This is a genomic window from Chryseobacterium sp. NFX27 (assembly GCF_049887855.1).
Taxonomy (GTDB): Bacteria; Bacteroidota; Bacteroidia; order Flavobacteriales; family Weeksellaceae; genus Chryseobacterium.
Map to the genome: position 1 here is coordinate 223,270 of NZ_JAGEKK010000005.1, position 22,572 is coordinate 245,841.

A 22,572-nucleotide genomic window follows, 5' to 3' on the forward strand; every position below is an offset into this window, starting at 1 on the left:
AATGCGCATATATTAAAACAATATTGCGCATTCCAATTATTCTGGATTAACTTTTTGCGGTCCAGGCCTCTACCTGTAGCTGCTTTACAAAATCTTCTGTTTCTTTAGGATGCAAATTTCTGAAATTGCTGTTATCATCCAACGCTACATCTACAATAACGTCTGCCATTGATTGCGGATCTAACTGATTGGCTAATGATTCAGCAGTACCGTCAAAAACTGAAGGTGGCGTGAAATTGGTTTCCGGATTATACCAACGGAAAATACTATCTACGCCACGATCATTGAAACCGGTACCAAATACACCAGGGTTACAAGTAGCAATCTTGATGTTGAACTGGGCAAGCTCAGTTTTTAAACCTTCGGCGATGGCTTCCATGGCGTGCTTCGAAGCGCAGTACGCGGCAACATAAGGTACGGTCCACAATCCTCCCATTGAAGTGGTAAATACAATTTTAGCCGGTTTCTTTTGGTCAATAAATTTTTTAATAAAACCTTGCGCCAGCTCCAGACCCCCGAAGACATTTACATCAAACATGGATCGGATAAGGTCAATGGGTTGCTCGGCAATGGGTCCGCCCTCCATGATTCCTGCATTACTGATTAAAATATCAATATCGTACTTTTCCACGATATAAGCGATATCGCGGGCATTGGTAACATCTAATTTATCAACAATAAGTTCTATTCCCTGTTCTTTGGCTTCTCTTATCAGGTCGCTCATTTGCGGATAAACCTGTGCAGTAGCAATTACTTTGTGTCCTTTTTTCGCCAGATCAAATGCTGCGATCTTTCCAAACCCACTTGCAGCGCCTGTAATCAAAATTGTTTTGTTCATCTTTTTTTATTTTAAATGTGATTAAATTCTATTATATACTTCATGTCAAGTATTACTACAAAAGTCCATTAAATTAAGCTTATCAATAGTGGTAGAAGGTCCAATTTTATAGTGCTGTGACGTTCATGCCAATTAATTCTAAAGCAATTTTACTGGTCAGGATTTTCACCATGTTGATACGAAAGAAATCATGGAATTTTAAACTTACTGCAATTCTACAGGTTTATATATAGCATTTAAATAGAACATATAATAATTTCAGAATATATCACAGTATAATGAAACGCCGTTTGTACGGTGCAATCTGATAATAACCGATGACACCACCCTTCTAACGCTATTTTTTCTCCAGCAATTTAATCAGGAATTCGGACAAAACAGATACATAAATATCTGAAAAACAAAAATATATAAAAATTATTCAAGTGATTAATTCCGAAAAACTAACATATTTGCTATGTGCTAAATCATACATTAGCCCTTAATTTGCTCAGAAACACACTTTAATGACAAAAAAAATTCTATTCTGTCTATACCTGTTGTTTGGTTTTACTGATGAACAATTGAATCATGAACCAAAAACTGACGCGGAGATAGGAAATGTAAAAGACTTATATGAACATGAATTCAACAAGATTATGGAACTTTCCAAAAACGTTAACCCAATTTCCAAAAAAAACATAATTCTGTATACTCAATTGAATAACAGCATCATAAATATAGAAAAAAGGGCTGGAAATACTGCGGTAAAATATATAATGGATAAACAGGAAGGAGAGCGTCCTCAGAATATTATAAAAATAGTTATTGCCCCGTCAATTGCCATTATTTTCTGGCTGAACAGTTGGATTTTATGGAAATACAATCAGAAAAAGCCCAATAAAGAAGATGAAATCGTCAATCACTTAAAAGAAGAAACGACGGTGACTGAATTTACATCTATTTCATTACAGATTGATGGTAAAAGGGAAGTTAATAATATCAGTATCTCCAAAAACACCATTACCTCTCTGCTCAATAAACTTTCAAGGTTTGAAAAATCTGAAAAGTTTTTAAAAAATGATGTAACGCTCACTACTTTGTCAAATTCGCTCAATACAAACCCAAGATATCTTTCAGAAATAATAAAACAGCATAAGGGTAAGAATTTCAATAATTACCTTAACGGCCTTAGGATACAGTATATTACCAATAAATTGTATAACACTCCCATCTTCAGAGAATATAAAATAAGTTATCTGGCAGAAGTCTGTGGTTTTTCCTCCAGGGAAGTTTTTTCTGTCATATTCAAAAAAGAAATGGGTGTTACGCCCTCTTATTTTATAAGTCAGCTTAAAAGAAATGAAAAGGATCCGGAGTAAGAAACAATATATAAGAAATAAACATTATTACTAACAGAAACCAGTTAATAATACAGAAAAAATAATTTAAATCTCATAAAATATAATTTAATTTACGAATTAAATACCTGAAACAAAAAAAATGTATATTTAAAAACAGAGAAATTTAATTTCAAGCATTATTTCTTCTTATAATATTTATGCCATGGATTTTTTTAATCATATTAAAACAGTAATCAGTATTATATTAAGCCTGGGTATAGGCAGTTTACTCAATGGTACTGTGAGATTTGTCCAGCATCCCGGAAGAACAAAACCCTATTGGGTGCATTTACTGTGGGTATTGTATATATTTCTATTGATGATCCATTTTTGGTGGTGGGAATATGGTCTTAGAGATGTGAGAATATGGACGTTTACTGAGTATATATTCATCATCATGTATATTATCCTTTACTTTACATTGTGCCAGCTTCTGTATCCGTCGGATGTTAAAGATTATGATGACAATTATAAGAATTACTTTTTTTCAAGAAAGAAATGGCTTTTTTTATTGCTCATTGTGATTTATTTCATTGATATTTTTGATACTTTAATTAAAGGACCTGTTTACCTGGAAAAGCTCATGCCATTATACGCGATAAGAATGGTGAGCCACATTTCACTATGTGCCATATTTGCCTTTGTAAAAACTCAGCGGTCAGTCTGGTATGGAGGAATGGTACTGTTTTTTATTCTGTTTGAATTGTATTTTATCTTTGACAAATTTTATAATGATTAACTCTTCTTGGCAGGCTTTATACTTCATTTAAATCGATTAAATCCTCAATCAATAATACATTCTTCCGGGTCATTATATTAAATATTTTTACAGGGTTCAGTATGCCTTTCAAATTCTAATATTCTGCTTTCTCCGTCTTTAGAAAAAAATGTAATCCACAGATTATCAGATGTGATAATTTGTAAAAATATTAAAATAGCCAATAAAAGCATCAACAAATAATAAGTAAAGAAAAATGACTTATTATATTCTATTTGATGTGATAAATTGTGAAAACATCACATGCTGCCTCCTGAAAAGCCCTGCAGTTTAAGGTAAACAATACTACATTTGGTGATATAATTAAATATAAGTTTTATGAAAAATTCATTAAAAGTCTTGTTTCTGGCGATGTTCCTCATTCTTTTACATTCATGTGGTGCCATTACCACCTATGACGCTCCTCTGGAACCCGGACAGACTGTTTATCAGAGACAGGGTTCACAGCCCCGACAAACAGAAACCAGATCACAAAATACCAACACCATCCCTGAGCCGGGGCAAATAGAAATGAAAACTAATGATAATAATGACAATATTCCGGAGCCCGGACAGACGGAAATGAAAACTAATGATGATACTAATAATGTTCCGGAGCCCGGACAAACAGAAATGAAAGATGAGGAAGAGGAATAGTGTAAGTAACTGCATTTTAACCCACAAAAGATAATTATGATAAGCAAAGTCTTTATAATAACAACAGTAATATTATCAGGTGTTTTTTCACCCAGTGCAACAGCGCAGGCAGGAAAACTATTTGCAGGGAAATTTTCCAGTGAGGGTGATGTTACTGCATCGGGGATCATGACCATGGAACTCTCGCAAACAGGCGCTAAAATAGAAGGAGTATCCAATTACCAAAGTACTGCTGATGATTCCGATAGCGGAATGCTTTCAGTGAATGGGTACGTTAAAAATAACATTGGCTATATCCGGTTCAGGGATCAGAGAGGAAATGTGGTAGCTGATGGCAATATCAGTTTAAAAGATACAACGACACTGTATTTTAAGCAGACTACGACTTCCTCAATCCTCCCTTCTGTGGCTTATCTTTATGGCAAAGGAAAATATCCCGATACAGCCAGTATATCAGAAAAAAGCTACACAGGATCCTATTCCAATGAAGGGGATACAACAGCAAAAGGAATTATTTCGTTTGATATGTCCCAGTCCGGAAGCAAAATAGAAGGCACAGCGAACTATAAGGCAAACAATGATCAGCTAGATACAGGTATTTTATCCGTAAACGGTTATGTAAAAGGCGATACCGCTTATATAAGGTTCAGGGACCAGAAAGGGCAAACCGTAGCCGATGGAATTTTATACCCTAGCGGTTCTAATACTGCTTTTAAGCAAACAACATCTTCTAACATCCTTCCTAAAGAAGCTGTATTGTACAGGTAATTAAATATATAAAAACATATAAACAAAATTGAAATGGAGAAGTACGGAAAATTTACATTTTTAAAACAGTATAAAAATACATTGCTGATAGCAGGTTTAATATTAGTTGTTAGCTGTGCTCCGACTGTAAATTACATAGGGAAAAATTATAATCCTACTGAAAATATTGATGTCTTTTTGGATACCAATGATGTAAAGAAAAACTATGAGGTTATAGGAAGAGTGGATGGTATTTCCGGAATACTGGGTTCAAGTTATCAGGATATTCAGGATAAAATTGTTCAGAAGGCGAAAGAAAAAGGAGCGGATGCCGTTATTCTTTATAATATGGAACAAAGAATCATTGGTTCAACCTCTTCATCGAATACTGAACACAGACAATGGATGAAAAATACGACAACATCATCAAGTAATGTAACAGAGGATGTTTTGCATGCTGATTTCATCAAATATATTCCATAATTCGGTTATAATTGAAAATGAAAATGAAAGCAAAACTCTTACTAATAAGTTCATTTGCAGTGGTTGCTGCGATCGGCTGTAAGGAAAATGGAACAAAAGAAATAGCCAAAACAGAAGTTGCAGCTAAGAAAAATAATCAGCCGCCGCCTGATAAAACCAGCGTTTCTTCAAAAGAGAGTGCTCTTACAATAGAAGGAGACCGCGTGATCATCCCCAACTTCAAAATAGAAGTTAACCTCTCTGATAAGGCCGTAGAATTATTGCAAAAAAATAAGGAATCCATAATAGCTTCTTTATTTTTCTATGGCGATGCTGCCGATGAAAATTCCTTACCAGCAGATATTAAAAAGGAACTGGGCCCTAATGGGCTGAAGCTTCTCGTTTATGATATGGAGAAGATAGAAGTTAATCAATCAAATGAATTGGAGATTACCAATCTAAGCTTTCCTAAAAAGTTATATGATGCTCTTTCCAGCAAAGACATTTATGTTAACATCAATGTGTTCAGTGGGAGAAGGGCCTTTAAAGATAATATTCTAAATATGGAATTTTATGATGCTAAATTCAATGAAATCATTTCTCATAGCGGCTTTATCAATTTAAACGGCCGGCTTTTAACAGAGGATAAGAATTAAAAAAAGTTATTTTCAAGCTCTTCCTTTTGGTTGTAGACCTGCAAAGGAGGGGCATCTTTATATCTGAAAACAGAATGTAATTGGAGTTTTAACATTACGAATATTGTATTGCATTATCTTTTTTCAGATTGTTAATAAAATAGGAAGGAGTAACTCCTGTCTCTTTCTTAAAAGTAACGGCAAACACCTCTCTGGAGGCAAAACCACAGACTTCTGCCAGATAACTTATTTTATATTCTCTGTATATAGGATCCAGACAGAGTTTATTGATTATATAGTTTATTCTCAATTCATTAATATAATTATTATAGCTCTTCTGTTTGTACTGCTTTATTACTTCTGAAAGATATCTGGTATTGGTATTCAGATCATTGGCCAGAGAGGTAAGGCTAAGATCTTTTTTAACGAATTTCTGAGACTTTTCAAATTTTTCTAATTTTAACAGCAGGGTTTTGACGGTCTCATCAGTAATATTAATGCTTCGGTCTACAGCCATATTTGAATTCGAAGGAGTGGTATTCGACGACTTTAGATTGGTAATGATGGATTCATACTTCTTATGCAGCTCTTTCTGTTTTCTCTTCCAGAAAAACCATCCGGTAACCGAGAGCATAATAATAAGAATAGATAATATTATTAATATCTTCTGAATGTCGCTGTTATGGATTTCACTTTGCTCCTCTATAATTTGTTTTACCGGAGTATTTATCGTTTTCTTTTCTGCATTTACCAAACTATCGTTCAGCCTTGTATAGAGATTCATATATTTTTTTGAAATTTCCTTTTCACCCAGCTCAACACAAGATTTAAAGTAAACTTCATAAATATCTCTACGGATGTACGGGCTGCTGAACTGCTTTTCTAATTTCTCTGCCTGTTCAGCATAACGTTTAGATTCCTCGTATCTTTTTTGATCATAATAAAGCCATGCAAATTCATTTAAGGTGGCAATTTCAAGGTTTTTGTTTGGTTTGTATGCTTTATTTTGACATAGCTCCAATGCTTTTGAAAAAAAGACTTCAGCATCCTTTGCTTTATGCTTTGCAATACTTGTCTTTCCTAAATTGATGTACGCCAAAATAAGAGAATGATTCTTTTTATTACTAAAGTCACTGCTGTCATTTATTTTCTTAATGGTTTCAAGACTTTTTCTCTGATAATGAATTACAGAATCTACAGGTGCATTAATATGAGCTGCATAACTGGCTAAGCCGATGTATATGAGGGATTCCTGATAATATTTATAATTGTCAGACTTTATTTTAGGAACAATATTCAGTGCTTTCCGAAATTCTTTCAGACTCTCATCATTAAAGCCTAGTTCTGTATAGGAGCAGGCTCTGAGCCTGTATGTATTCGATAATATTTCATGATCCTTCATCTCAATTGCCAGCATCTCTGCGGCTTTGCTCAGCTCTACAACTTTTTTAAAATTTCCTAAATCGAAGTATTTGGCCATCAGAATATTACTGCTTTCCAGTATTCCTTTTTTGTATCCTGTATCTTTAGAAATACGGTAGATTTCTTCCGAAAGCTGCAGGGATTTAGCCGGTTGATCTGAAGATAGCTCTTTTGCCGTTTTTATTTCATGATCAATTTGCGAATTATTCATTAACTGGCCATGTATTGTACTGAAAAACACACAAAGGATAATGAGAATAAATTTCTTCATAAAGTTCATATAGGTTAAAAAAGTAAATGCTAATTTATGACTAAATAAATTACATGTTATTAGAATTAATAAGATTTAATTTATGGTCCATAAAAAAGAAAAGTGCAGTATTGCTGTAATTGCTGATGATGTTCCGGAGAGTAGATCCTATTTTTAGAAGCAGATGAATTCCGTTGAAAAATGTAAAAGAATCATGAATGCTGTTCTCAATACTTCACTATTTAACAGTAAAGGAGACTGCAGTACTTTAAACGCAATCTCAAACCGTCTAAAATAGTTTGAATATCAAGGGTATATATTTAACTGATCAACAATTAATCCGTATCACAATAAAAAGTATTGATAGAAAAGATACTCAATGATCCCTCCGGAGAGGGCTGGGAAGAAATATTCCCAGCTCTGTACTAAAGATGTATGTTTTTGAATTTTATTCATTAATTACATTAAATCTATTAATGAATTATAAGCCCAACTTATCAAATGCATAGGCCATGATGTTATGAAGATATTTTTCCTGATCAGTATTAATAATGGTAGTTGAAATACTTGTATTTCTAAATACTCCCTCATCCCAAAAGAAAATGACCCTTCCATTAGTCCCGGTTGTCCAAATACCTGCCTGAATTGCGTTAGCTCCTCCTTCTCTAGCCAGAATTTCAGAGCCTGGCGTCAACTGAGAATTTAGAACTCTACCTGTTGTCTGGGCACCATTAATAGGAGTTCCACCGGCAACCGTCCCAAAAACACCACTGGAACCAGCTGTTCCTGCAACGGAATAAGATATCAATCCTCCTGTGGTTACGTTTCCGTTACCTCCAAATACCTGAAATGCAGGTGTATTCCTGTTATTATCGAGAAGAACGATAACAACTCCACCAAGATCTGCAAAGTCTTTTATTTTTGTGACCAATGAAGGATTCAGATCTACTCCTACCTGTACACCAATACAAAAAACATCGACAACCATTTTCAGCTGAGCGCCGGTAAAATTCCCCAGCTCTTCCGTTTGAAACTGCTGAAAATCAACACCTCCAACCTTATTATATATACCTGCGGGGCCATAGTTTTCCAGACTCTTTAATTGGGAATTAAATGCTGGAAACCCAGTTCCCCCCAACGCATAAAGATTTCCATCCCACAGACCAGCCCAATATCCTATTCTCACTATTCTTTTAACGGGAACAGGTGTAGGATTGGAGTTCCAGTCTGCATATCCAAGTACGCCATTAGCATCTGCCACCACCATTTTGGTTGCTATAAATGTTTGATCTTTATTTTCCGATTTTGTTCCGTCTGGTTTTGTAAAAATCGCATTGGCTGTATTGTGTTTTGGCAGCTCTCTTACTCTCTCAATACCATTTACGTCTAATGTTTCAGTGGGAACACTAGTATTAATTCCTACTTGAGCAGAAGCCATTGAAAATAGGAAAATCGATAATAAACTAAATTTTTTCATAAGTGTTTTTAAGTATGTGTTATTACTAAATTGGTGCAAATTTGCACGAATAATCAGTAAAACGCCAATTATTGTAGTTAGATATTCGGAAAAGAACGCAAAATATATGATTTTATATTTTTTAAAAAAATAACCCGCAATTAATTAACAGTCAGTGAATTGAAATTTATCATATTTGACAAATAGAAAATAAATTCCGAAATAAACTCTATTTAATTTTATATTTTTCAACAATTATATTGAGTTTCTATTTTGCTATAAAGCTTCGCCCTAATTGCTATAAAATGAATAAGATTATTCTCATTATGAGATTAAAATGTATTGACTTAAACGTAAAATTATATACACTGGTGGCAATCCGTCATTGCTTTCTCATGGCCATATATGAATGTTGTCAGCTCAGGAATAGCAAAAAACACTGCCAATCCGTAGAAATATGTACTGGGGAGCGGTTATCTTCTGAGAATATTTTTTCCTGACCTGGGCTATCAGAACTATGATTACAGAGAGGTTATATTTTATGTTTTCTTAAAACTCTATATCACTCTTTCCGCAATTGCGATAGTACAGCTGACATTTTTGTATACTGGAGGTTATAAATCTTTAGAAAATTTTCTGGGTGAAAATATTCCTTTTGAAAAAACTTGATTACTGCAATATCGCTGGTATTTGTTTTTGTTGTGGTGAGCTTTTATTTATTTGTGAGGAAAAAGAGGAGTTAATTTTCAAAAGATTATCACTTGGACATCCCAAAGACTTAAGCACGGACCGATTATATGTAAAACACTGATATTTAATAAACAATACCCGTCGAATCTCAAAAACAATTATTCTCAATATCTATTATTGTTTTGCAAGGCTAATTAATAATTCAATATTTTTTCAAATTTCTCTTTTTTATTTAAAAAAAGTTACTATCTTTGCACTCGCTAAAACGAAGTAAAATTCGCTTAGATGACCATCAATCGGGGCGTAGCGTAGTCCGGTCATCGCGCCTGGTTTGGGACCAGGAGGTCGCAGGTTCGAATCCTGCCGCCCCGACTGTTTTAGTAATTTTTTCAAAATTATTTAATGGGTGCGTAGCTCAGCTGGATAGAGCATCTGCCTTCTAAGCAGACGGTCAAAGGTTCGAATCCTTTCGCGCTCACTTATTAATAATCAAGTCTTTACAGTAATGTAGAGACTTTTTTATTTTCACTCAGGTCTGAGTAAGGGTCAGCTATTTTTAGTAAACAGTAGTAAAACGAATCTCAAATAATCTTAACAAAATTCAAACTCTCCCACTCTTCTAACAAATTCATCAACATTACTTTATAAAAATCTCAAAAACTCTAACAATTGTTCTCCTTTTAATATATAAAAAAGCTGATGCAGTTGTTAAATAGGCTATCACATTCCGGATATCAGCAACAATTTTTATAGTATTATCAGGAAGTATTAAAAAAATAATTCAATAATTATTCCATTAAAAGTGAAATAATTAAACATAAACCGTATACTTTATAAAATTTAAATGAATTTAAATCAATTATTTATTAAAATATTAAATCATACAAAAATGACATTATCTTTTTTTTTCCTTTTAGCATTGGATATATTGAATAAATTTATATATTTGAAGTGTTATCGATAACAAAACACAGTATTAATTTATTTTTTAATAAGTATGAAAAAACTATTATTTATTGCTGCCCTTGGTGTAGCAGGTTTTGCAAGTGCAAAAGGAAATGTGGAAAAAGTAAATTCTAAAGCAAAAGAAGTTACAGTTACCAAAAGTACTAAAAAGGCTAAGAAAAAAGCCCAAATGCAATGCGGAACTTTTCAGGCAAGTTGCACATCTGCTTATACTTGTCAGGACTGGACTGCTAATCAATGGGTAGAATGGGCAGAAAAGATTCAAGATAATTATTGTCAACTATAATTTCAGAGTAATAGCTTAATCATTGCTTCAAACTCAACAGGAAAGAAGTCTGATTATTATATCAATCAAAAAAAATCGTTCAAATAATAAATTTTGTTTGAGCGATTTGTTATTTTTTATAAAAAAACAATAATGAATTTCACAAAAAAACAAATCTTAACAATTTTATTTTTATTCTTTTTCTCTGTTTCGTTTTCACAAACAGCTACCAGTGATTCGTTAAGGGGAGAATTCACTTACTTACTTCAGTATAAACCTAACACTCTAAATCGAGATAACGTTTATAAGGAGATTTTTACAATGCAAATAAGTGATAAGCGTGCATTTTTTATCAGCGAAAATAGGTTAAAATTTGACTCTCTATTCATGGAACAGTATAATAAGAATAGGAGTAATTTCAATATTGATATGAGAGGGATGCCATCATCAAAATTTAAATTTTTAATTATCCAAACAAATGATAATTCAGAATTTTACGAGTCAGTAGGAACTGCCCTTCTATCCTATAACACCCCTGTAATTCGTGATTGGAAGCTAATTGATGAAACAAAAGTAATTAATTCTATTAACTGTAAAAAAGCAGAGGTTCATTATAAAGGAAGAGACTGGACAGCTTGGTACTCAACTGAAATTCCTTTTCCTTATGGACCCTATAAATTCAACGGTCTGCCAGGTTTAATTGTGAAAATAACTGATAAAACGGGGGATTATGATTTTGAATTGGTAAAATCGGTATCAAGTGCTAAATTGAAGGGAAAAATAATAACCATAAATAAAAGACATTATCAAAATGCTAAGTTAGTTACAAAAAAAGAATTAGTCCAAGCAACAGCAAATTACAGAGATAATATTAAATATGAATTAGAAAAAATGGGGACTGTATTTTCAGATGGTCAAAACAGACCAAAAACAATTGAAACAGAAAAAAAAGGATACAATCCTATTGAGATAGAGTGATGAGAAACTAAAATTTTAGCTCTCAAATTCAATCTGCCTTTTGTTTTTTAACAATATAATCTACTTATATTATTACGCTACGTATAGGAACAATAATTCCCTCTGAAATCTCGAGGGAATTATTGTTCTAAAACACTGTATAAGATCTATGCCTGTCTTTCGATTTATAAAGAATTTTGTTCGTAACTGACTTTATAATTTGGAATGGTCTGAATCCCTTTGTCATACCTATTGATACGAACCTGACAGGATTCGAACCTTTTTAAAAATATTAATATCCCTTTTTTATGAGTATAGCCCTGATGCTCTTCTCTATAAATTATTTTTGAGACACTATTCAATAGTTGTAGTACATCTGTAAAACATTCTTCTATCAGCTTCTACCTGGAAAATCTATAAGTTTGGAATTCCATTTTGTCTGTTACCAGGATGACAAAATTAGTTAGTTATACCTGAAATTATAAATATATCTTTTTATACTTAGCAATAGTATTCCTGCTCATATTAAGCTTGTTCGCAAGTTGAGTATTGCTTAGTTTATTTTTTTTCTGATAATCCAAAATTTGCAGAATAGTAGATTCATCATATGACCGATGTTTTTGGTTAAAGATTAAGTTCTCTTTTCCAAGATCCGAAAAAATTATATTATTTAATTGAATAATATCCAAGGCAGAAAGATATTGAGTTGCAAGTAGGTGTTGACAGTACCGTTCTTTTTCAGGATATTTTAGTTTAATAATATCTGAATAAATCCTATGATAATCGGGTCGCGAAGTTACTTTTTGTATTTGCTGATCCATTTATATAAAGTCGTTTTGGGAATTTTATATTCTTCGATAATCTGCTGTTTTGTTTTTTGTTCTGTCTTTACAAGTTCCAGAATAAAATCGATCAGCTCTTTGGTATAGATATTTTTACGAAAATTAGGCAGGGATGACAAGCTGGTTTGGCCTTCTGCAGCGATTGGAGCGTACAAAATCAGATGCTGTGAATAGATCCTGAAAAAATCATACTGCAATAGTTTGCTAAGCTTCAGTAAAACACCAGATTCAACATGCTCCTGCTGGAGGATCTGAGCCACTTCGTTGGGAGTATAATTAAGAATTTTACAGATGCGGGACATCTCTATCCCGCTTTCTGTAATTCTATGGTTAATAAGTGTTCCTATGTGAATGTTTTTAAAATTGTCCAAAATAATGTTGATGGATTAGTTAATATGCTGGTAACATTAATATATAATCTCCCAATTGTAACCAATTGAATTTATCGGGAGTATAGACCTATGCAATCATTAATAAGCAATTCTACTTCTTTGAGATGAGCAAACAGGTAGAGGGATTACCTGCGTGCTCAACTTTAATCATTATGTGCTAATAGAATCATTAAATGGTTTGATCAGTATTTTTTTAAAAGCCGTAGATTATTTAGTCTCGAATTACCTTAATATTGATAGAGATCACAGGATATAACAACTTAAAAAATCTCTAATACTAAAAGGTTATAAATATCAAGCTCTACATGCCCGCTTAGCTTATACATTTTTGTCGGGTCATTAGATGCACTTATAAACATCATAGCATCCCAGTTATTGGTATATGTATAAATATTTTTCCAGCTATTCCAATCGGTTGTAGTCCATGAAGTATTAACAGTATTGGCTGCAGAACTGTTGAAGGTCCATAGCTTTACGGAGCCTTTTACGGTAACATTGGCGGTTGGAGCACTTCGAAGCCGTGCCTGCACTGAATAAGTCGTTGCTGTCGCTTTTACCATTCTCCACTCATAATACTCTGTTATCAGGACTTTTTCAGTATTGGTAGTTAAACCTGTATAGATTAAATTGTTGACTTTTAAATCTGCTGAATCAGTGAAATAATCAAATTTACTCCACTGAGGAGCTGTTTTATCACCCATATTTACATATAATCCGACCCCATTTACCGCAGTCGAGGGATGATATACAAGCAATCCGTTGGCGGGCGCCGGTACGGTAACAGCATCAGTAGAAGAAAGCAGGGAAACTCTCGGTAACAGTACGCCTTTGCTTGTGCTTTCTAAATGTAACGCGGCAGACGGATCTGGATTTACAGTACCGATACCAATTTGACTCATCGCTATAGTATAGGATAGTATTGTAATTGTTGTTAGTATACTTTTCATCTTTAACATTATTTTTTAGAATTGTTCTACCATTAAGTAATTGTTAGCATTGGTAACAGTGTAAGCATTCACTCTAAATAATTTATCAGTCCCGACAACACCGAAATAATAGAAAGTCTCAAGACTAGATTGATAAGTATAAACAGTTTGCCATACATTCCAGTTAGCTGGAGTCCACGTAAAAGAAGGAATTGGTGACGTCACCTGATCAGCGTCTTTCCAGTTTAAGCTGAATGTACTAGTGGTAGTAACGTTGGCAGCCGGTGCAGCCTTTAATCTCATTTGTAATGAATAATTGGCAGCATTAGAGACCATCCTCCACTGGAATGTATCCGTGTTTAAGATCCGTGCTGCGTTGGTAGTAGCCCCACTATATACAAGAGTTGATACAATTCTTGATAACTCTGCAGCCTGTAATAGTTTCATTTTTTGCCAGGATGGCAACGTTTCGGTTCCTTCATTAACATACATTCCTTCTCCTATAAAACCATTGGTATTAAATACGGTTAATCCTTTAACGGGAGAAACTATTGTAGTGGCATCTGTTGCCGATGTCAGATTTACTTTTGGTAAAAGAGTCCCTTGTTTACCGGACTTCCCAACGATATCAAGAATTGCAGAACTGTGTGGTACAGAAGTATTGATACCTACTTGCCCGAATCCTAAACTGCTTAGGGAGATTGATGATAAAAATAATAACTTTTTCATAATACATGTTTTTTTTAATAAATCTCTACAATCAATGAATTGAAGCTATTTTGATTAACAAAATTGCTGATCTTATAGAATTGGTTAGAATTGGAAACTCTTAAATAAAAGAAATGGCTTGCTTGATTTGCCATAAAATCCATCTCTTTCCAGGTATTCCAGTCGGTTGAGTTCCAAGTCTGTGAAACAAGCTTAAGCCCCGTAATAGCATTGACCCATCCAACTCTATTACCGGATATTGTAATGGGCGTAGTTGGCGCTTGAATTAATCTTGCATACAAACGGGTTAAACCTCCTTCAACAGTGAACTTGAATTCAAACCCGCCTTTTTTTAATATTTTTGAAGCATTAGTAGTAGTCCCAAAATAGACCAATTTGCCAATCTCCACTCCGTTTTCCGGGGTTAAGGACTGCCAAACCGGTGCAGCAGGTGTTCCTGTATTTAATGAGATTCCTTCTCTTAGATTGACAGCATTTGGATTAGAATTATATACGATAAGCCCGGTTGCCGGACTTGTTATCGTTAATGCGTCAGTACGGGAAGTAAGATTAACCCGGGGTGGTAAAAAACCTGCCGGCTTACCTGGTTGACTTTGTATGTCCAATGCGGCTGAGGGGTCAGGAGTAATAGTATTTATTCCTACCTGAGCGTGGGTATACATTACGCTATTAAATAGCAGTACGAAAAAAAATTTTGTTTTCATTTTGTTGAAAATTATCCGATAAGTGTTTGTTGAATAAAGTCATGATATTTTGTAATTATCAATACCTGCTTTTGATTTTTTGCAGGTATGGCAGTACAAAAAAGTATAAAGCCCAAATGATATTAGCTATCTTGTTCTTTACTTTTAACCACCGCAAGGTATGTCTAAAATCAAGGAATGTAAAGCATTTAACTTATCATATTCAGGAATATGAGAGTACTTAAAAATGTATAATAACCAATGTAAAATACTGAAAATAACAACGTTAAAAATCTAAAAACAGGCTAGTCTCATTTTATGAATATCCTAGAAAACTCAACATAAATTAGTAAGATCCAGTCCGACATTTTATGCAGCTTCAGACTTTAATCAAGCTTATTATTGGAACTGTTAACAAATAAAAAAAAGATTTTTATGCTAATCTCGCTCTCTTAATTAAATTTATCCTTTAGTTAATATCTCTTTAGAGCTCACTTTAAAAAAAAACAATATTTTTGCAAAAAAAATACGCCAGAGGTTTATTGTAGGGAAAGGAACGGTTGTTATTGATGTACCTTAAAATTTGTGAATAATATAGTAATACAAACTTATCGGAAAACACGATAATTCTAATATTCAGACTATTTAATCGCATATGGCATCAATAAGCAAATAAACTATTACAATAGCTATCTGATTATTAATGCTGCAATCAGTATCGTACATGAAAAAAATCTATTTTGTTTTCTGTTTTTTAACCGCTTTTTTTGTAATGGCCCAAAACTTAACCGCTTATAATACATTATATAAAAAAACATACTTACAAACAGCACAAAAGGATTTTCAAAAAGCACTTTTTATTGCTGACTCTTTATATAAAACATCTGAAACACCCTATTTCCAGGCAAAAAGCCTGATGCTTTCTGCGTCTTTATACCGTCAGACTGGTGATGTGAAAAAATCGGTTTCATATGCTGAAAAATCGGCAGCAATAATTGAAAACACGGATAATTCAGATTGGAAAACCAGAATATACATGTTTCTAGCTACTCAATATCGTATTATACAATTATACGGTCCGTCTAAAAAATATTCTGAAAAAGCTCTTGAAATTAGTAAAACAATTAAAGATACATTAGCCATCAATAACATCCGGGGATTTATGTATCAGGAATTAGCCTATTATAGTATTGATCTAAAAAAATATAAAAAGTCTATTCAGTATATCCGGCAGTCCCAATCGTACTTTAAGCATATAAAGCAGGATAAAGATTTTCTGACCTCTACCAATGAACAGCTGCTGGGATTAAGCTACTATCATCTGAAGGATCTAGACAAAGCTTTAGCTCATTTTGAAAATGCGTTGAAGCTCACCAAGAATTTCCCCGAAAATCAACTCATAGGATATATTTACAATGGCTTTGCCAAGGTATATCTGGAAAAAGAAGACCTTCCTACTGCAAAAAAGTATATTGACTTAGCACAAAAAATATCGGATAAATCTGAACATATTCAATTAAAAAATGAAGTTTACGATACCACTAAACTGTACTATTTAAAAATAAAAAATCTTGAAAAGCTAGAAGATGTAGAAAAAGATAAGGTGATTGTTGAAGAAAAAATTGCTTCAAAAACCAATCAATTCATCAATGAATCTTACAATAACCTCGAAAAAAAAGTAATAAAGGCTGAAGAGAGGAATGTTGGAAAAAGTTATATCATTGCAGGCGTGGGAATTCTTCTTCTCCTTTCTGTTATATTTCTTATCAAGTTTTGGATCCAGAAAAGAAAGAATTACGAAAGATTCAGACAAATTATTAGAAAATCGAAACAAAGTCCCATTATACAAATTGAGGACGTTTCTGAACAGAATGAAATTAACGAAGTAATTCCTGAAACAGATGCAAATGAAGATTCTGCCGGTATTTCTTCATGTCACCGGAAACAGAAAAAAAGCTCCTTGCAAAACTGAATAAATTTGAAAAATCTACACTTTTTACAAAAAAAAATATATCACTGCCTTACCTTTCCGCTCATTTACAAACGAACACAAAATATCTTTCCTATATTATTAATACCCATAAAAAGAAGGATTTCAATAATTACATCAATGAATTACGGATCAGATATATCATTGAAAAGCTTAAATATGAACCCCAATATAGAAAATATAAAGTAGCGACCTTAGCTGATGAAACAGGGTTTTCCTCACCCAATAAATTTACAACAGTATTTAAAAAAGTAACCTCTTTGTCACCGTCATTATTTATAAGTTATTTAAAGACAGAGTCTGAAACAGAACTTGAAAAAATAGATAATTGATTCTTTAAATGATAAAGTAACCGCAAAATAGACAACCGTACTATAAAGGATCAATTAAGCTTTGCTATAACACATTTTCTTCATCTACAGTGTTCCTTTTTGAATTTTGGGTGCTTGTCTTTAAATAGCCGCGCTGCATTTAGCCACAAATCGCTCAAATTTCCGATCTGTATTTCGCATGACCGGTCCGTGACCGAAGCAGATAATGGCAGGGTTCAGTTTTGCTAACTTCTGGAGTGATTTGATGTTGAGCTGCTGATCCGAGGTGAATATGTTTGGCGGAAGCCGCAGACCGGCCGCTGTCGTGAGCAGGTTCATATTGGTCGCCACATCTCCGATTATCAGTACACCATCCTGCTCACGGAATAAAGAAATATGACCTGCCGAATGTCCGGGCGTCTCTATTACCCGAAAGTTTCCGATTCTATCGTTTTCAACAACTGTCTGTTCGACTTTATGCCCCTGACCTGCCCAGTATTTTTGTTGAAGCTTTGCTACCCAATGTTGCGGAGCTGGATAGTCGTTGGTTACCATACCCGTTTCGGTCCTAAAAACTTCGTCGGGATGACAGATTAAGGGTATCGCGAACTCAGCGCATATCTGATCGCTGCAGCCCTGGTGGTCTGCATGTGCATGCGTCAGTATATGTTGATAAACGGGGATTTTCTGGAGAGCTTTCTTTACAGTGGTATACGAACTCCGTATTCCGGAGTCTACCAATACACCTTCAACCATATAGCAGTTGATACTGTTTCGCGGCATCAGGGAAATCTGGAACACTTCGGGAGCAATTTGATGTAACATCTTTTTTTGTGCAAATCTACATCACTGATCAGGACGGCATAAGGACATTTGTCCTATAATCCATCGGGTCTGTGTATCTGTCCCTTGGCCCGTGTAAGCGATCGCTGTGTGACGCCCAGGTACGATGCCAGATCCTGTGTCGCTGTGCGCTGGACGAGCATCGGTTCACCAGACAGGACATGACGGTATTTATCTACAGCTGACCTATTATTGTAATTCAGCAGATAACGTTCCTTTTGGTTATACTCCTGCTCCATCACCGATTGTATAACTCCGTTCCAGGCGGTCACCTGACCAAGCAGATGCTGATAATCCGTGTAATTTATCCTGTAGATTACGCTGTCTTCTATAGTTCTGATACTCCTTCTGGATTTTTCCTGCGCCACAAACTCCGGAAACGAGGTCACAAATTCATTTTCAAACTTGAAACAGGTTACATTTTCCTTTCCTTCTTTGTCGACAGCATATGCTTTTACAGCACCGCTAGCGATAAATCCGATATAGCGGCAGGATTCATCCTCACGAATAAAAAAATCACCTTTTTTTAAACGGATCGGTTTGAAGAACTGTGCAGAAAAATTGATTTCTTCTGTCGATAGTCCTCCTGTTGAGGATAGATAATTTTCAAATACGTCAGTCATTCCGCAGTCTTTTCTTCCTTTTATTTTCTTTTATTTTCTTTTAAACATGTATGGATACTTACCAAATCCAACATTCAAAATTAACAATTATTGTCCATTCAAAAGAAGACCGCAGATGCAGTCTTTTTTAATTCACTTTATTTACCGTTGCCATTCTTTGTTAATTTCTTCCTGTGTCTTAGCAGGGACGAAGTACGCATCCCGGTGTTGAATGATATCGTAAGCAATCGCTTTATCAATCATCAGCCTGATATCAGGAATAGACGATTCAGGTACATTATTTCTTTCCTGTCCATTGGTATAAACCTTTACTGCTTTTCCGTTTATCATATTTACTTTCATCAGTAAAGAGGGAGCCATATACCCTGATATACTCTGACCTGTATAAATTTGATCAACGATTTTGCCGTTACTGAACTCTATTTTGAGCTCGATATAGTTTCTTGCCTTGGTAGATTTTACGCCGTACCGGGCATATCCTTCAATTGATCTCAGTGATTTCAGATAATTGATCGTATTCTGACGGCTTTCTTTACTATAGCCTCTGTGATCAATGCTTTGCGTATGTTCTTCAATTTGTCTGTCAATTTCAGTATTGAACATAGGGATCACCTTATCATTTGGTTGATCCACAACATCAAATTCCGAACGAAAAGTAAAAATGACATCATAAAAGAGAATAATCAGGATGCTCATTATCACTAATCCGATGATCAAAGGGCTAAATTTTCTTTTCATAGTTATATTTATATGACGGCTAACATTTTATAATTTATCAGCAGAAATTTTAAATGCAAAATGATAAATGTTTTATGTTAAAAATTATCATTTATTTTCGGAAATTGATAACTAACACCGTGGTTATTTACCATATTATTGCGTCATCATGATAATGTCGCTTTACAAAAAAAATATATTTCTGAGTACCACAACAAGCATTATGAGTTACATTTTTCACCTCATATTGTATGTCTTCATTTCAATGGCAGTTGAGAAGAAAAAAAAATTAAATGTCTCTTCTGAATTTTATAATTATACAAATGTAAAAGACCAAATTAAATCACGTGCATATCCCCAACTTCAGAAATTTTTAAAGGTCATTAATTTTAACCCTGATTTTTCAGTTTTAGGCAATAACTCAAATACAAAAGGAAATAATGCCGGTTGCCTGTGCAGCCAAAAGATGAAAGGCTTAAATTTAATGGCAAAGGACTGCAGCGTATGCCTCAAGTCCATGAAGAATCCGCCACAGATTAAAATTTTAATTTTATGCTTAGCTGTTTCAATAGCAGTAATTATCGGGTTACTCCTATTTATCAAAATAAAACCAAATACAAATAACAATTCAGCCGTTTATCCACCTGAAAAAATTACCAATTTAAGCACTGCGGGAATAACTGATCCCAAATTACCAAATTCAATGAACAGCAGTACTGAACTGTTAATTCTGGCCAAGTTAAATAATTTTGAAGATCATAATATGTTTACAAAAAGAGGGATTACGCTTGGCAATCTTGCTGCAGAATTCGGGACGAATGTAAAATATTTATCTGCGATTATTAAAAAATATAAATCGGATAGCTTTAAGTCCTACATTAATAATCTTAGGATCAATTATATCATCACCAAGATGGAAAGTGATATGGCATACAGAAGATATAAAATAAGCTATCTTGCAGAAATCACAGGTTTTGCTACGGCTTCTTCGTTCACCAAAACGTTTAAAGAAATTACGGGGCTTCCTCCATCGTTATATTTTGAGAATAAGAATGATATATCGTTTTGCTCTATGAAAAAATAATTGTGGCTCCCGTTTAAGTTACTGTAAAATCTTTCTTCCACTTAGCAATGGTATTCCTGCTCAATTTAAAAATCGCAGCAGTTTGTATATTACTTAAATGGTTTTCAATTTGATAATTTAAAATCTTTAAAATACTACTCTTATTATATGCTTTGTGTTTTTGATTTAAAGTAAATGCAGCCTTATCAATACTTCCGAAAATCTTTTGATTCAGTTCAATGACATCAAATTGAGACAGCTCATTTTTATTTATTATTGGCATACAAATATCTTTCCTGTCCGGAAATTTTTCTTCAATTATATCTAAAAAGATCAGCTTATAGTTCGGTGTAATATTCTTCTTCATCTATCTTATATTTTTGATTTTAAACTTCCATGCTTTCATATTTGGATATCCACTTATACAGGGTTGTCTTTGGAATTCCGTATCTATTTATTACCTGTATTTTTGTCATTTCTCCGGAAAAAATCTTTTCCATAATAAATGCTATTATTTCAACTGTATACAAATTTTTACGAAATTTCGGCCTTGCCGGCTCTTTCTTCTTTTGATCTTTATTGCAGGGATAAACCTTTGTTTGAGGGGAGTATAATATTAAGTGTTGCGTGTAAACCCTGAAAAAATCATATTTCAGAAGCTTGCACCAACTCAGAAGAACCTCTGCATCCAAAGTTTCTGTTTCATACATTTTTTTGATTTCCTCCATATCGCATTTCAAAAACGTGCAGATATAGCTTATTTCAAGTCCTGATTCCTCGACTTTTAAACCAATCAACTTCCCGATATGTATTTTTTTATAATTCATGTTCTGTTACAAATAATCAAGCAAGTCCCTGAGATTTAATAGGGTTGGATTAGTCAGAAACCTTGTACACGGCTACCGACACTTTACTGTCTGTGAGTAATGACAAATTAACGCCTCCGGTTTCAATAGCAAATGTGATGGTTTCGCCTGCATTCAGTGGAATAATAGCTCCAACAGTAGTGGAGGTAACAGGCACCGAAGCAAGAGTGACACTGAGAATGGATACACGGACAGCATCAATAATTTTCTGCTCAAATACTGTACTGCCATTTTTCAGGATCCCTAATCTTTTGCCACCTAACACACTTAAATCAACGCCTCCTGCCAGCTGAACCTCATATTTAACATCATACAATCCTGTTTTTGGGGCTGTATACACTCCATTGTTGAGCAGCGTTGGAACCCCGGTTTTAGTGTCTGTTGATGTAAGACTTATTTTGTTCCAGCTTGTCCCGGAAATACCCAGGTCTATTAGCGACCAGGCACCATTTTTAGTTGCAAAAAGTGTTGTTCCTGTTCCACCAGAATCTCTGTTCCCGTTAAAGTTTGTCCAGACATTGTTTGGGGCATCATAATAGTAATAACCTGATGTTGTCACATGTACTGTTTTGGGTGTTGAAGTCCCAACGGGTGCCGTAACATATACAATTGCACCATTTTGAACATTTCCGTAAACAGAATCTTTAGCTTTTAACTGATCGCCTGTAACACGTGGAGGCAGCAGTCCGTCAATGGAAGTTGTTATTGCTGGATTCCCTACAATATCCATCGTTGCAGAAGGATTTGCAGTATTTACCCCAACCTGTGCATACAATGCTGATGTTATGCCTATAGTGAGTAATAAAAGTAATCTTTTTTTCATGATATTATTGGATTGGTTTTTAGTTAAAAGCTATCAGTTATTTAGTCTCAAAACATGCCCATATGTTTTGGCTTTAGCAATGTAAAAGTCAATACAAATTTGCAGGCGTACAAACAAATAATTATCCATTTTCGGAAATTTAATTTATAAAATTTCCGAAAACCACTATATATTTTAAAAGCAATAAGAAAATGATTATCAGTCAGATAAAAGGAGTAAAAAGGTTACTTTCTGTATTAGTTAACTATATGTCTAAGATTTCAATTTAACGTTGAATGAA

General features: G+C 34.1%; 24 protein-coding genes and 2 tRNA genes. 13 read left to right on the forward strand and 13 right to left on the reverse strand.

Annotated elements, in window-relative coordinates:
- Positions 1–46 precede the first annotated feature (46 nt).
- Entirely contained in the window at positions 47–838 is a 792-nt protein-coding gene (locus tag J4Q03_RS08025; protein ID WP_426047667.1) for an SDR family oxidoreductase, read from the reverse strand.
- Between the two features lie 506 nt (positions 839–1,344).
- On the opposite strand from J4Q03_RS08025, the gene J4Q03_RS08030 reads away from it, so the two are divergent.
- The 6 genes from J4Q03_RS08030 (at position 1,345) to J4Q03_RS08055 (ending at position 5,499) form a co-directional block, all read left to right on the forward strand.
- On the forward strand, positions 1,345–2,199 hold the full coding sequence (locus J4Q03_RS08030; RefSeq protein WP_426047668.1) for a helix-turn-helix domain-containing protein: 855 nt from the start codon (positions 1,345–1,347) through the stop codon (positions 2,197–2,199).
- Between the two features lie 184 nt (positions 2,200–2,383).
- A complete protein-coding gene (locus tag J4Q03_RS08035) occupies positions 2,384–2,959 on the forward strand; it encodes a hypothetical protein (RefSeq protein ID WP_426047669.1) in 576 nt (191 codons plus the stop codon).
- Between the two features lie 357 nt (positions 2,960–3,316).
- Positions 3,317–3,634 carry a hypothetical protein gene (locus J4Q03_RS08040; protein WP_426047670.1) on the forward strand — a complete coding sequence of 106 codons (318 nt, stop codon included), beginning with the start codon at positions 3,317–3,319 and terminating at the stop codon, positions 3,632–3,634.
- Between the two features lie 36 nt (positions 3,635–3,670).
- Positions 3,671–4,402 carry a hypothetical protein gene (locus J4Q03_RS08045; RefSeq protein WP_426047671.1) on the forward strand — a complete coding sequence of 244 codons (732 nt, stop codon included), beginning with the start codon at positions 3,671–3,673 and terminating at the stop codon, positions 4,400–4,402.
- Between the two features lie 33 nt (positions 4,403–4,435).
- Positions 4,436–4,864 carry a hypothetical protein gene (locus J4Q03_RS08050; RefSeq protein ID WP_426047672.1) on the forward strand — a complete coding sequence of 143 codons (429 nt, stop codon included), beginning with the start codon at positions 4,436–4,438 and terminating at the stop codon, positions 4,862–4,864.
- A 23-nt stretch (positions 4,865–4,887) separates the two neighbouring features.
- Positions 4,888–5,499 (forward strand): hypothetical protein, encoded by a 612-nt coding sequence (locus J4Q03_RS08055; RefSeq protein WP_426047673.1) that lies wholly within the window; start codon positions 4,888–4,890, stop codon positions 5,497–5,499.
- A 94-nt stretch (positions 5,500–5,593) separates the two neighbouring features.
- Here the strand turns inward: J4Q03_RS08055 and J4Q03_RS08060 are convergent, their stop codons facing one another.
- Positions 5,594–7,171: a tetratricopeptide repeat protein gene (locus J4Q03_RS08060; protein WP_426047674.1), complete on the reverse strand. Its 1,578-nt coding sequence runs from the start codon at positions 7,169–7,171 to the stop codon at positions 5,594–5,596.
- A 460-nt stretch (positions 7,172–7,631) separates the two neighbouring features.
- Positions 7,632–8,627, reverse strand: a complete 996-nt coding sequence (locus tag J4Q03_RS08065; protein ID WP_426047675.1) for a hypothetical protein — start codon at positions 8,625–8,627, stop codon at positions 7,632–7,634.
- A gap of 966 nt (positions 8,628–9,593) precedes the next feature.
- Between J4Q03_RS08065 and J4Q03_RS08070 the strand changes: the two genes are divergently transcribed.
- The 4 genes from J4Q03_RS08070 to J4Q03_RS08085 all read left to right on the forward strand — a co-directional run bounded on the left by J4Q03_RS08070 (position 9,594) and on the right by J4Q03_RS08085 (position 11,505).
- Positions 9,594–9,668 (forward strand) — tRNA-Pro (locus tag J4Q03_RS08070).
- 32 nt (positions 9,669–9,700) lie between these two features.
- A tRNA-Arg gene (locus tag J4Q03_RS08075) sits at positions 9,701–9,774 on the forward strand.
- A 519-nt stretch (positions 9,775–10,293) separates the two neighbouring features.
- Complete coding sequence (locus J4Q03_RS08080; protein WP_426047676.1) at positions 10,294–10,548, forward strand: hypothetical protein; 255 nt, start codon at positions 10,294–10,296, stop codon at positions 10,546–10,548.
- A 132-nt stretch (positions 10,549–10,680) separates the two neighbouring features.
- On the forward strand, positions 10,681–11,505 hold the full coding sequence (locus tag J4Q03_RS08085; protein WP_426047677.1) for a GLPGLI family protein: 825 nt from the start codon (positions 10,681–10,683) through the stop codon (positions 11,503–11,505).
- A 775-nt stretch (positions 11,506–12,280) separates the two neighbouring features.
- Here J4Q03_RS08085 and J4Q03_RS08090 read toward each other — a convergent pair.
- From J4Q03_RS08090 to J4Q03_RS08105, 4 genes are all read right to left on the reverse strand, one after another.
- Positions 12,281–12,697, reverse strand: coding sequence for a transposase (locus tag J4Q03_RS08090; protein WP_426047678.1), 417 nt, complete (start codon positions 12,695–12,697; stop codon positions 12,281–12,283).
- Between the two features lie 281 nt (positions 12,698–12,978).
- The gene (locus J4Q03_RS08095; RefSeq protein ID WP_426047679.1) at positions 12,979–13,665 is read right to left on the reverse strand and encodes a hypothetical protein; all 687 of its coding nucleotides are present in this window, start codon (positions 13,663–13,665) and stop codon (positions 12,979–12,981) included.
- Positions 13,666–13,680: 15 nt separating this feature from the next.
- Positions 13,681–14,373, reverse strand: a complete 693-nt coding sequence (locus tag J4Q03_RS08100) for a hypothetical protein (protein ID WP_426047680.1) — start codon at positions 14,371–14,373, stop codon at positions 13,681–13,683.
- A 14-nt stretch (positions 14,374–14,387) separates the two neighbouring features.
- Positions 14,388–15,035, reverse strand: a complete 648-nt coding sequence (locus tag J4Q03_RS08105; protein WP_426047681.1) for a hypothetical protein — start codon at positions 15,033–15,035, stop codon at positions 14,388–14,390.
- Positions 15,036–15,780: 745 nt separating this feature from the next.
- Between J4Q03_RS08105 and J4Q03_RS08110 the strand changes: the two genes are divergently transcribed.
- Both J4Q03_RS08110 and J4Q03_RS08115 read left to right on the forward strand, forming a co-directional pair.
- On the forward strand, positions 15,781–17,028 hold the full coding sequence (locus tag J4Q03_RS08110; protein ID WP_426047682.1) for a tetratricopeptide repeat protein: 1,248 nt from the start codon (positions 15,781–15,783) through the stop codon (positions 17,026–17,028).
- Entirely contained in the window at positions 16,989–17,378 is a 390-nt protein-coding gene (locus J4Q03_RS08115; RefSeq protein WP_426047683.1) for a helix-turn-helix domain-containing protein, read from the forward strand. Before J4Q03_RS08110 ends, J4Q03_RS08115 begins: the two co-directional genes overlap by 40 nt.
- Before the next feature lie 120 nt (positions 17,379–17,498).
- On the opposite strand, the gene J4Q03_RS08120 is transcribed toward J4Q03_RS08115, so the two are convergent.
- From J4Q03_RS08120 to J4Q03_RS08130, 3 genes are all read right to left on the reverse strand, one after another.
- Complete coding sequence (locus tag J4Q03_RS08120; RefSeq protein WP_426047684.1) at positions 17,499–18,182, reverse strand: MBL fold metallo-hydrolase; 684 nt, start codon at positions 18,180–18,182, stop codon at positions 17,499–17,501.
- 53 nt (positions 18,183–18,235) lie between these two features.
- Positions 18,236–18,823, reverse strand: a complete 588-nt coding sequence (locus J4Q03_RS08125; protein ID WP_426047685.1) for a Crp/Fnr family transcriptional regulator — start codon at positions 18,821–18,823, stop codon at positions 18,236–18,238.
- A 141-nt stretch (positions 18,824–18,964) separates the two neighbouring features.
- A complete protein-coding gene (locus J4Q03_RS08130; protein ID WP_426047686.1) occupies positions 18,965–19,561 on the reverse strand; it encodes a hypothetical protein in 597 nt (198 codons plus the stop codon).
- A gap of 682 nt (positions 19,562–20,243) precedes the next feature.
- On the opposite strand from J4Q03_RS08130, the gene J4Q03_RS08135 reads away from it, so the two are divergent.
- A complete protein-coding gene (locus tag J4Q03_RS08135) occupies positions 20,244–20,624 on the forward strand; it encodes a helix-turn-helix domain-containing protein (protein ID WP_426047687.1) in 381 nt (126 codons plus the stop codon).
- Positions 20,625–20,637: 13 nt separating this feature from the next.
- Here the strand turns inward: J4Q03_RS08135 and J4Q03_RS08140 are convergent, their stop codons facing one another.
- Genes J4Q03_RS08140 through J4Q03_RS08150 form a run of 3 tightly spaced genes read right to left on the reverse strand, consistent with a single transcriptional unit; the run spans position 20,638 to position 22,292 of the window.
- On the reverse strand, positions 20,638–20,970 hold the full coding sequence (locus J4Q03_RS08140) for a helix-turn-helix domain-containing protein (protein WP_426047688.1): 333 nt from the start codon (positions 20,968–20,970) through the stop codon (positions 20,638–20,640).
- A 19-nt stretch (positions 20,971–20,989) separates the two neighbouring features.
- Complete coding sequence (locus J4Q03_RS08145; protein ID WP_426047689.1) at positions 20,990–21,430, reverse strand: transposase; 441 nt, start codon at positions 21,428–21,430, stop codon at positions 20,990–20,992.
- Positions 21,431–21,479: 49 nt separating this feature from the next.
- Positions 21,480–22,292 carry a hypothetical protein gene (locus tag J4Q03_RS08150; RefSeq protein ID WP_426047690.1) on the reverse strand — a complete coding sequence of 271 codons (813 nt, stop codon included), beginning with the start codon at positions 22,290–22,292 and terminating at the stop codon, positions 21,480–21,482.
- Positions 22,293–22,572 lie beyond the last annotated feature (280 nt).